This window comes from Cellvibrio sp. UBA7661 (assembly GCA_002483365.1).
In the GTDB taxonomy this organism is placed as follows: domain Bacteria; phylum Pseudomonadota; class Gammaproteobacteria; order Pseudomonadales; family Cellvibrionaceae; genus Cellvibrio.
In genome coordinates, this window is record DLHT01000006.1 from 137,812 (window position 1) to 149,005 (window position 11,194).

9 protein-coding genes are annotated in these 11,194 nt (G+C 48.0%); 3 read left to right on the plus strand and 6 right to left on the minus strand.

All coding sequences use genetic code 11. The annotated features are described in order from the left end of the window. Positions 1–138: 138 nt before the first annotated feature. The 3 genes from B2739_RS04745 to B2739_RS04755 all read left to right on the plus strand — a co-directional run bounded on the left by B2739_RS04745 (position 139) and on the right by B2739_RS04755 (position 5,096). The gene (locus B2739_RS04745) at positions 139–1,617 is read left to right on the plus strand and encodes an MFS transporter (protein WP_331344723.1); all 1,479 of its coding nucleotides are present in this window, start codon (positions 139–141) and stop codon (positions 1,615–1,617) included. Between the two features lie 99 nt (positions 1,618–1,716). Then, on the plus strand, positions 1,717–3,438 hold the full coding sequence (locus B2739_RS04750) for a bifunctional protein-serine/threonine kinase/phosphatase (protein ID WP_331345124.1): 1,722 nt from the start codon (positions 1,717–1,719) through the stop codon (positions 3,436–3,438). 161 nt (positions 3,439–3,599) lie between these two features. Beyond that, complete coding sequence (locus tag B2739_RS04755) at positions 3,600–5,096, plus strand: response regulator (RefSeq protein WP_331344724.1); 1,497 nt, start codon at positions 3,600–3,602, stop codon at positions 5,094–5,096. Here the strand turns inward: B2739_RS04755 and B2739_RS04760 are convergent. From B2739_RS04760 to mutY, 6 genes are all read right to left on the minus strand, one after another. Continuing rightward, a complete protein-coding gene (locus B2739_RS04760; protein ID WP_331344725.1) occupies positions 5,093–5,872 on the minus strand; it encodes a hypothetical protein in 780 nt (259 codons plus the stop codon). The two genes, B2739_RS04755 and B2739_RS04760, sit on opposite strands and share 4 nt — an antisense overlap. A gap of 71 nt (positions 5,873–5,943) precedes the next feature. After that, the gene (locus B2739_RS04765; protein WP_331344726.1) at positions 5,944–7,404 is read right to left on the minus strand and encodes an alkaline phosphatase D family protein; all 1,461 of its coding nucleotides are present in this window, start codon (positions 7,402–7,404) and stop codon (positions 5,944–5,946) included. Positions 7,405–7,542: 138 nt separating this feature from the next. Beyond that, positions 7,543–8,874, minus strand: coding sequence for a guanine deaminase (gene guaD / locus B2739_RS04770; RefSeq protein WP_331344727.1), 1,332 nt, complete (start codon positions 8,872–8,874; stop codon positions 7,543–7,545). A gap of 194 nt (positions 8,875–9,068) precedes the next feature. Next, positions 9,069–9,713, minus strand: a complete 645-nt coding sequence (locus B2739_RS04775) for a hypothetical protein (RefSeq protein WP_331344728.1) — start codon at positions 9,711–9,713, stop codon at positions 9,069–9,071. A gap of 62 nt (positions 9,714–9,775) precedes the next feature. Then, the gene (locus B2739_RS04780; RefSeq protein ID WP_331344729.1) at positions 9,776–10,054 is read right to left on the minus strand and encodes an oxidative damage protection protein; all 279 of its coding nucleotides are present in this window, start codon (positions 10,052–10,054) and stop codon (positions 9,776–9,778) included. A 9-nt stretch (positions 10,055–10,063) separates the two neighbouring features. Next, on the minus strand, positions 10,064–11,182 hold the full coding sequence (gene mutY / locus B2739_RS04785) for an A/G-specific adenine glycosylase (RefSeq protein ID WP_331344730.1): 1,119 nt from the start codon (positions 11,180–11,182) through the stop codon (positions 10,064–10,066). Positions 11,183–11,194 lie beyond the last annotated feature (12 nt).

Genomic DNA, 11,194 nt, shown 5'->3' on the forward strand with positions numbered 1-11,194 from the left:
CCCTACCTGATACGCACTATTTACGCCTTGGCATACGCGTTGCAAAAGAGCCAATCATACGCAGCGAGAATACCCTGCACCAAAACAGGAATCGCTGCGCATCTACCACGCTGTCGTTAATTGACTGGACGATTTTCCATGAGCACTCATCGTTTAAACCTGTTGGATTTTTCCAATAAATCTGTTGCGACCCTGCACTTCACCTGGTTCGCGTTTTTTCTTTCCTTTGTGATGTGGTTTAGTTTGCCTTCGCTTAAACCACTGATTACCGCGTCTATTGTGATGACACCGCAACAATGGGCTGCGCTTCTGACACTCAACGTGGCGCTCACTATTCCTGCGCGTATTGTGGTGGGCAGTTTGGTGGATAAATTTGGCCCGCGAGCAATTTATTCTGCATTACTGATTTTTTCCGGCGCGATCCTGATTGCATTTGCCAGTGCACAAACCTACGAACAACTTGCACTGTTTCGTTTTTTATTAGGATTTGTAGGCGCGGGCTTTGTGATTGGTATTCGCCTGGTGAGTGAATGGTTCCCGGCGCGCCAAGTCGGTTTGGCAGAAGGCATTTACGGCGGCTGGGGTAACTTTGGCGCAGCGGCCGCGGGTTTTACCTTGCCATTTTTAGCGATTCACGTATTCGGCGGCGATGACGGCTGGCGTTACGCGATGGGCACCGCGGCAATTATCGCAATGATTTACGGTGTGGCGTTTTATCTCACCGTGCGCAACACGCCCAAAGGCTCTACGTATTTCAAACCGAAAAAATCTGGCGGTTTGGAAGTCAGCAACAGAAAAGATTTTATTTTCTACGTGATGATGAACGTGCCTATGTATTTAATTCTCGCGGTGCTCGCATGGAAAATGTCACCGACCAATTTGGGCTTGCTCGGTTACGGCACCACCTATGCGCTCTACGTGATTTTATTCGCGCTGTTTGTATTCCAGTTTTCACAAATTTATCGCGTCAACAAAGAGATGTTGCAAAAAGGCAGCGTGGCAGAGCACGACAAATATGAATTCAAACAAGTGGCTATTTTAAGCTGGGCTTATCTCGCCACCTTCGGTTCTGAAATTGCCGTTGTCTCTGTATTACCCGCATTTTTTATGACAACCTTCGCCGGATTAAGCGTAACCCAAGCGGCCATGCTGGGCGGTTCCTTCGCGTTTATGAATTTAGTGGCCCGCCCCGGTGGCGGTTGGGTGAGCGATAAATGTGGCCGTCGCTTCAGTATGACTATTATTCTGGCCGGTGTTACCGCCGGTTATTTGCTGCTCGCACAAATCAACGCCAGCTGGCCTTTATACCTTGCGTTCGCTGCCGTATTTATTTGTTCGCTGTTTGTGCAAGCGGGTTGCGGTGCAGTGTTTGCGGTTGTGCCGCTCATTAAACGCCGCATGACCGGACAAATCGCTGGCCTTACCGGTGCTTACGGCAATGTGGGCGCATTGTTCTTTTTAACCATGAATACGTTTATCGATATCCAAACATTTTTCTTTATGCTCGCTGGCACAGCGGCCATTGGTTTGGTATTTGTGCAATTCCTGAAGGAACCAAAAGGCCATGTGGTTGAAGTCAATGAAGACGGCTCGCTGCATAAAATTGAAGTGAGTTAATTATTGCTGGAGTCGTCATACCCGCGTGCGGGAATGACGACAAATAAATTGCTGACCGCTATGCTGTCGGCAATTTCTTTTTCTAAAATAGAAAATCATATGGATCACCTGCAATCAACACTGCACATCCGTTTTGCGCAAAAAAGTGAAGCTGGCCGTAAACCGGAAAATCAGGATACGGTCGGCGCGCGCATTCCCGAGGGCAATTTGCTCACCACCAAAGGCATCGCCATTGCGATTGCCGATGGCGTGAGCAGCAGTAACGCAGCGCGCGAGGCAAGCCAAACTGCAATTGCCGGTTTCCTGAGTGATTATTACGCAACACCCGACACCTGGCGCACGCAACAATCAGCGATGCGCGTTATCCAAAGTTTGAATGCCAGCCTGTGGGGGCGCAGCCAAAATTCTATTTACGGCGAAGGCTATCTCACTACTTTTTCATCGCTCATTTTAAAAGGCGATAGCGGATTTATTTTTCATGTGGGCGATACCCGCGTTTATCGCCTGCGTGATAACACGCTCGAATTACTTACCCGCGATCACACCCAGCGCATCGACAAACACACCACTCATTTAAGCCGCGCCATGGGCGCAGACCCTTATTTGGAAGTGGATATGCACAGCCTGGAATTACAGCGCGATGATATTTTTATTTTGACCAGCGACGGAATACACGAGGCAATACCCACGGCAGAATTTAAAGCGCTGATCCTGAACCATCGCGACAATTTGGATGAGCTGGTGAATCAGGCATTGCCACTCGCGCTGCAACACAATAGCAATGACAATTTAAGTATCCAGGCGCTGCGCATAGAAAATCTGGGCACTGCAGCGCAAGACGATGCAGTGCAGGTGCTATCGCGCTTGCCATTTCCACCGGTGCTATCACCCGGCCAAAGTATTGATGGTTTATGCATTAAAAAAATCCTGCATGAGTCAACGCGCAGCCAGGTTTATCTTGTTGAAGATGGCCAGCATAATTTACTGGTGATGAAAACGCCGTCGGAGTTGTATCAGGATGACAAAGCCTATATCGAACGCTTTGTGATGGAAGCCTGGATAGGCGCACGCATTCATAGCCCCGCCGTTGTGCGTGTGATCCCCGCTGCGGAATCGCGCTCGTGTTTGTATTACCTCACCGAATATATTCCCGGCCCGACACTCACCCAATTACTCAAGGAGCGCGGTGTTTTATCGATTCTGGATGCAGTGGAACTGACCGAAGGTTTGATTCGTGGCATACGCGCATTTCATCGCAAAGAAACACTGCATCAGGATATAAAGCCGGACAATATTGTGATCAGCAGTAAAGGCCCGATGATTGTCGATTTTGGTTCCTGCTGGGTGGCAGGCGTACAGGAAGCCGGGGCACCGTTTACGCGCGATAATATTCTCGGCACATTGGATTACTCCGCACCGGAATATCGCTATGGTGCAAGCGCCAGCGCAGCGTCTGACCAATTTTCGCTAGCGGTTTTGCTCTATGAAATGCTCACCGGAAAATTGCCCTATGGCAGCGCCTACAGCAAAGCGATGGATGCCAAAAGTTTCCACAAATTGAAATATATTTCGGCGATGAAACACAATCCGCTGGTGCCCTACTGGCTGGATAAAGCCCTGGAAAAAGCACTAAGCATTAATCCCGCCCACCGCTATGAAGCACTCAGTGAATGGCTGCAAGATTTAAAACGCCCCAACCCCAACTGGCTCAGCCAACGCGCGCAGCCGTTAATCGAAACACACCCCGATACCCTCTGGAAAATACTTGCGCTGAGCGGTTGGATTGTGGCGGTTATCCTATTCCTCAGCCGTTATCAATAATTGTTTGGCCGCAGGGATAATTAGCTGCCGATAACGCATCTGCATCTTGTGATTTGAATAGTCATTCACATTCCGTTTTTCTGTTAGTCTTGCGCAAATAATCATCATCGATAACACCATCGATTCATCACCACCCATGCTTTATCGCGGGGATTACTGCCATGACCATCAAACGCGCACTGATTGTGGATGACTCCACCACGGCTCAATATCGATTGAAAAAAATGTTGCGCCGCTATCCGCTGGATATCGATATTGTCGATTCAGGAGAGGCCGCGCTGCGCTATCTCTCCCGCCATGCGCCCGCGGTTATTTTTATGGATCACCTGATGCCCGGCATTGACGGTTTCCGCGCGCTGCAAATTATTAAATCCAACCCTGAAACAGCCATGATTCCGGTCATTATGTACACCTCCAAAAGTGGCGATGTGTACACCGGCCAAGCGCGCGCACTGGGCGCATTGGATGTGGTCAACAAAGAGCGGATCAATGCGACTGATTTATCCAAAGTGATGGAAACTATTCATATTTATCCATCGCAACCGCTAGCCAATAATCCGATAGAAAGCCCTGAACTCATTGCCGCGGCGAATCAGGTCTCGGCAATGGCAGGCGCGCTGGCCGATAAGCCAGCAGCACAACCCGAGCGACGCACAGCATCGGTTGAGCAAGCGCGCAATCTGGAATTGCGCTTGAGCCATATGGAGCACAGCCTTGAAGATAATCGCCGCTTTATTACTTCACGGGTGGTGCGCGAGCTTCAGGGGCTGCGCCAAAGCTTGCGGCAGGAATTCAGCACTATGTTGCAACAGCAACCAGCGGCAACAACTCCGAACGCGGCACTCACCGAACAACCGCAAGCAGTTACTCAACAAAAATCCGGCCTGTCTTTCATCGGTATTGTGTTTGTGCTGGCGGCGTTAGTGGCAATGGTTTATCTGTTAGTGCACATCACTACCCAACTCAATAACACCCAACAGCAGCAACAACAGATCAGCCAACAACTGCTGAATTTAAAGAATCAAGTCAGCGCAAAACCGGATACAAACACAGCAGTTATCGCGACAGACGTTACTTCAGCAAATACCGCACAGGTAAATATCACACCGCCTGCAACAGCAGCAGTAACACCAGTATCCACAACACCAACAGGTTCATCGTCACTCATCAGCCAGCGCAAATTAATTGATGAACTGGCGTGGACATTTAATCAAAACGCAGCGTTGCAATTTCATCAAAATACTATCGACCCGCAACCATTATTGCGCCTGCATGAGCTGTTGCATCGCCTGGCAAGCAAAGGTTTTAAAGGAACGGCGACAGTGAATATTTACGTGGGGGATTTTTGTGTTGCAGTAGATAACATGGGGCTGGCGCAATTGGCAGCCGCCAATAAAACCCTTGGCGACTGCATGCTCTCCAGTGAGATTTATACGCTTGCGCGGTTAATGGATGATTACGCGCGCGAAGCCACTATGATGTTGGGTAACCTGACGCGCAATGTGAATTCCAATGTACAGATTGCCATCACTGCTGCACCGGGAGCTGAGCCATACCCCGAACGCATTCCCAGTGTGAATGCCGGCGAATGGAACCGGTTGGCACAAATAAACAACCGGCTTGAGTTGCAATTAACGGCGCAGGATGAACCTTATTAGTTTTCATCAATGTCATACATATGCCCAAGCACATAGCGCGCTTTGGGCAGCAAACCATTCTCCTGGGTTTTGCTGTAATAATCTTGCCAGTGTTTTACCCCACTCCAAAATGTTTCCGGCGCAGATAAATTGGCATTCACACCGGGCGCCAGATCAAAACCATTGGCAGCATAAATTTGGTTGAGCATCATCGCCGAAGGAAAACCATTGTGCTGCATCAAAGGATTTACTGCGTTTCCCGCACCCCACACAAAAGCAAGCCACGGCAGAATGTTTTCTACCGCATCGTAACTCACGCGCGACTTACGGTATTCATCCAATGAAGCCACAATTTTTTCTTGTGCGACAGGAATCGCAAGCAAGGCGAGGTTGGGATAATCTTTTTGTGTGGGCAATTGTTTCAAGGGCAACTCAATCAATCCATTACGAGTGGGAGCATAACTTGCGGTTGCCGGTTGGAATAACGGCAAATTAAAAAAACTCGCCGTAGAAAAATCGCCTTGTTCGATTTTGAAAAATGCGCACTCAGACCAAAACGATGGCAGCATATCGCCGCGCAAATGGGATTGCGCAACGCGAATGCGGAAGGACGCAACATCTTTGCCGCCAGCCAATATAATAAAACTCCAATCCGCCAGGTTTTCCAATGCAAAACTATGGTAGGCGCGCTTCAACCATTCCAGATTGGGCTCGCGATTGACGCGATCCAGTTTTTGCACATCACTTTGGGAAAACGACTGGGAGAACGACTGAATGGAGAGTGTTTGTTTGATCATTATCCTTTCCTCAATATTATGAACGCCGAATTGACAGGCTTATGTGTGTTTACAGATTCAGTACTGTGAATTTACAGACTCAACAATTTAAATGGCCCCTGTGTGGATGAATGTTCCCGGCGCTTTTTTTCATCCGCGTCGGTACAAATATAATCCACACTAAACTCCAACCCGCCCGGTATTGCATGAAACCGCAGCAAGGCAACATGATCGCCCTGCTGCCGATGCACACTGGATAAAGCAAGATTAGCGAGCTTGATATCGGACAGATGAGGTGGCGCTTCCGGATGCAACGGAAAATCTTTGCCTTTACCTTTTGCATCGCGCCACATTTCTTTGGCCCAATTAATTTGGTCGGTGATGACCGTATCAATCAAGCGCGATGGCGATGCAATCACTTCATAAAAAATCGTTTTGCCGCGCGGATTTTTACCTTCCACAATACGCCCCCAATGTACATCGCCGGTGACATAAAGCATGGGAATATCCAACGCAAATAATCTGGCCAAGGCGCTGGTCAGCACGGCAAAGTCGTTGTAATTGGGCATTTCCATGTCGGCCAATTTGCGCGACCAGCGCCCCGGCTTTTCAATCAGCAGCGCTTGTCCTGAACTCAACAACCCCACTGCCGGTAAATTATTTTTTTTGCGCGCAATTAAATCCTGCGCCCATTGGTCTATCGCAATGTGGGTGGCATCGTTAAACATTTGCACACCTGTTTCATCGCGCCAGGTGCGCCCATCAAGAAATAACATGCTTAACGGCGCAATGTCCTGACGGAAATAACCATCGCACTGTGCAGGCGACATTTGATAGCGCTCATACAATTGCTTGGCCAGATCGCGCCAGTTGTTGCGATCCTTTTCCCAATGGGTGTTATTCAACTGAACCTGGGACAGCGGAAAATTATTCCAATATTCATGATCATCCGGCACACATAACACCGGGCCATGACGCAACACATCCGCAAGACCAGGCTGCTGCAGATGCGCAGAAAACCAATTGGTTTGGTATTTCTTGCCCAACACGCGCGCCAGTTCATGTTTTTTTTGCGGCAAGTTTTGCGATGAAGGTAAATCCAGATAGACCTGATCGCCTGCCAATAACGTGAAATCAGGCGATGGTTTTATATTGTCGATCAATCGCGAAAGCGGTAAGGATTTGTCATTCGGTTGGTAATAACAAGATGACAACAACAGATTAAAACTGTCGCGCCCTTTTGATGGCAATTGTGCAGGAATACGCCTACTACTCAGGCTCACCGTTTGGTTGCCTGCAGATACATGAAGTGTAAAACGCGTATCGGTCGCGGGCCAGGGCAATCGGAAAATCGCGCGATGATTTAACGCGCGCCCCAGCTTATCGCACACGCCATCGCCCAAGGGCTCAAATGCTGTGCACCCCGGCAATGGTTTTATCGTTTCGGCGCCGATGGTGAATGTAACCTCCGGTGGTGTAGCAATATCCAGCACACCTACCCACACCAGTAATTCATCCGGCTGCCCAATTGGGTTGTAAGCAAACAGCTGCACGACATTCTCCCCTGAATAATGGCAAGCGCACACTATATACCGATGCCATCACTAGCGCGATACAGAATGGTTTACACATTACCTATACAAATGGGAAGAAAGAAAATGCAGGGCGAAATCATTTATCAAGGCGGAAAATTATTCCACCCACAACACATCGCCTTCGGCGCGACGAAAAGCCAATTTGCCCATGATGTAGGTGCGCGCAATACTGTGCTCATCACCCAGCATCATCAATGCGAATAATTGTTCGATCAATTGTGTTGCCGATTGCTGGCGCATGGCCTGCAATGGTGTGGCCTTCATATTCAGCAGAATAAAATCAGCTTCTTTACCTTTTTCAAAATTGCCAATCCGCTGATCCAGCTTCAATGCTTTGGCATTGCCAAGCGTCGCCATATAAAAGCCTTTCAGTGGATGCAAACGCTGCCCTTGCAACTGCAAAATTTTGTACGCCTCCGAGAGTGTACGCAATTGTGAAAAACTGGTGCCGCCGCCAACATCGGTCGCAATACTGAGTGGCACACCCGCCTGCTCCAGCCGTGCCATATCCAATAAACCACTACCAAGAAATAAATTTGAAGTGGGACAAAATGCAATGCCCGTTTGGGTATGTGCAAGTCGCGCAATTTCAGCATCACTTAAATGTATTCCATGACCGAATACACTGCGCTCCCCTAGCAATCCATAGTGGTCATATACATCAACGTAATTGCGTGCGCGTGGAAAAAGTTGTGTTATCCAGGCAACCTCATCAATATTTTCTGCGAGATGCGATTGCAAATATAAATTAGGGTAGGCACGTAGAAGCTGCCCTGCAATTGCCAATTGTTCAGGAGAACTGGTGGGCGCAAAGCGCGGTGTAATCGCATAATGCAGCCGCTTGTGCTGATGCCATGCTTCAATTAATTCACGGCATTCCGCTTCACTGCTTGAAGGCGTATCAAGCAGCCCTGCAGGAGCGTTGCGATCCATCATCACCTTGCCGGCAATCATCCGCAAATTCATTTTTTCGGCGGCAGAAAAAAACGCATGGGTCGATTGCGCAAATACACTGGTATAAACCATTGCTGTGGTAGTGCCGTTTTGAAGCAGCAATTGTAAAAATTCTTGCGCGGCTTGCGCTGCAACATCAGGATCAGAAAACTGCATTTCAGCAGGAAAGGTGTAATCGTTTAGCCAATCCAGTAATTGCTCACCATAGGATGCAATAACCCGCGTTTGCGGATAGTGAACATGCGTATCAATAAACCCTGGCATCAACACGTACTCAGGGTAGTGTCGGCAGGATTGTAAATCCAACCCTTGCCGCGCAAGATCCTCTGCGCGACCAAGTGCTTTTACACAACCGCGCTCAACCAACAACACACCATCATCAAAATATTCAACACCTGCACCGGTGTGAATATCCGGTGCCGACGTAAAATGTAAAATGCGCGCGCGAAATGCTTGCAAATCAGATGAGATCATCTATTACTGCGCCTTGGAGTTTATTGATTTAAAAAAATCCCACATCGTTTGCATGAATAACATCAGCATTCAGACAGCAAACACAATAGGATTTTTAATGGATAGCAGGTTTTTACCAGCTCAACATTAATGGAAACTGACCAGATTAAGCCGGTAAAAATAAAACGTGCACAACTTCTCGTTATCAATGCACGTTATAACTTGATATTGCATTTATCGGCAGCCACTTTAAATGAGGCACCTAGAGCATGCACAGAAGAAAACATCTCTGAATTACCACCTCTTGGCACACGAAACCGGAGTTTATCCCCGAGATACATTTGTCGCACAATCGAGAGTGCTTTATTGCCAGAGGTCGCTGTAAAAGTAGATTCTGATCGCAATATCGATTCCAGTGCTTTTTTACGAATAGATCTAGCCATTGCCAAACTCTCTTCAGGCATTCCCTCCATGCCAATCTCAACATCACGCAATTCGCTGGTATCGTAATCGCCAAGTGGTGTCTCACTCGTATTGATATTCCACATAGGGTTTTTATCGATTCGAAGCTGTACATCACCTACTGCGAAAGGCGATTTACTGTCGTCACTTTTTATACCCACATGCAAATCACCATCGACTACTTCAACATAGGGAACGTACTGACGATGAATTAACGCAAAGGCATCTTCAGTGCCCACATCCTTCAGAGAAATAGTACAAGTTTTTTTATCGGTAAATTCATCCACATTAATATTCGCCACCCAAGTATCCATTACAACAGGTGGCGCTATATCTTTCGGTGGTGTTGCGCATGAAGAAAGCACTAAAGAAACAATGATAAAACCTATTTTTTGCATAAAATTTTCCTTTTTATTTACATCAAATACTGAGAGCCTGTTACAGCAACTCAAGCAACAACTTACTCTGTTTTTTCAGGCGGGACATATCCTTCAGCATCATCTACTTTTTCGCCGGACAAGAATTTTTCCATCTGCTCAGTTAAATAGACTTTGGTGCCCAGATCCATCACATTTAAACGCTTCTCGTTGATGAGCATCGTCTGGTGCGCCATCCATTCTTGCCAGGCTTTTTTCGAAACGTTATTAAATAATTCCTGACCTTTTGCACCGGGGTAAGGTGGTAGATCAAGGCCTTCCAGTTCAGTTTTATATTTGCGACAAAATACCATGCGTGCCATAACCATTTCTCACTTACGTTTTTTACGTTCAGATTTTGTGACTGATGCTGCCATTTTTGTTGCGCTGACACGGGGATCAAGCTGTGCAATTTTTTCCAGCAATTTTTTGACCGGTGCAGCAAGCCCCAACTCACTGGGCTGATGGGGATTAAACCAGTGCACTGCCGCCTCACCTATTGCGTTTGGGGTTTTGGCGAGTTGCACTAACACCGGGGTAATGTCCAAATGATAATGACTGAAGGTGTGGCGATAACTACTCCATTCTTCCAGCGCACTCACTTTACCAAAATGATCTTCCACATAACCGTGCACATCCGTATCGATAGCCACTTCAGGGAAACTCCACAAGCCACCCCAAATACCTTGCGCAGGGCGCTGTTGCAATAATAAATCACCGGCAGGATTGCGCAGCATAACCAGATGCACCGCTTTTTCCGGCAATATTTTTTTGGGCTTTTTGCCGGGATATTGGCTCTGCTTGCCCGTTGCGAAAGCAACACAACCGCCTTGCAGCGGACATTCCGTGCAACGCGGTTTACTGCGCGTGCACAGGGTTGCCCCCATATCCATCATCGCTTGCGTGTAGTGGTTTGCGCGCGTTTTTGGTGTGTAGGTTTCGGCAATTTCCCACAGCTGGTTGGCCACATCCAATTGCCCAGGCCAACCTTCTACCGCGTGATAACGTGCAAGCACGCGTTTGACATTACCATCCAGAATCGCTGCACGTTTTTGGAAGGCGATACTGACAATTGCACCTGCGGTTGATCGCCCGATACCGGGAAGATCTGCAAGCGCATCAACGGTGGCTGGAAACTCACCGCCGTATTGATTGGCCACCACCTGCGCGCATTTATGTAGATTGCGCGCACGGGCGTAATAACCCAATCCTGTCCATAAATGCAGCACCTCATCAATGGGCGCAGCAGCAAGGGATTTCACATCCGGAAAGCGTGCAATAAACCGTTCAAAATACGGAATCACCGTGGTGACTTGCGTTTGTTGCAACATGATTTCTGACAGCCACACTCGGTAAGCATTGATATTTTGCTGCCAGGGAAGATGTTTGCGCCCGTGCTTATCAAACCACTTAAGCACGGACGTTGAAAAAGAAGCGGAACCAGTGGACATAGAAACTCACGT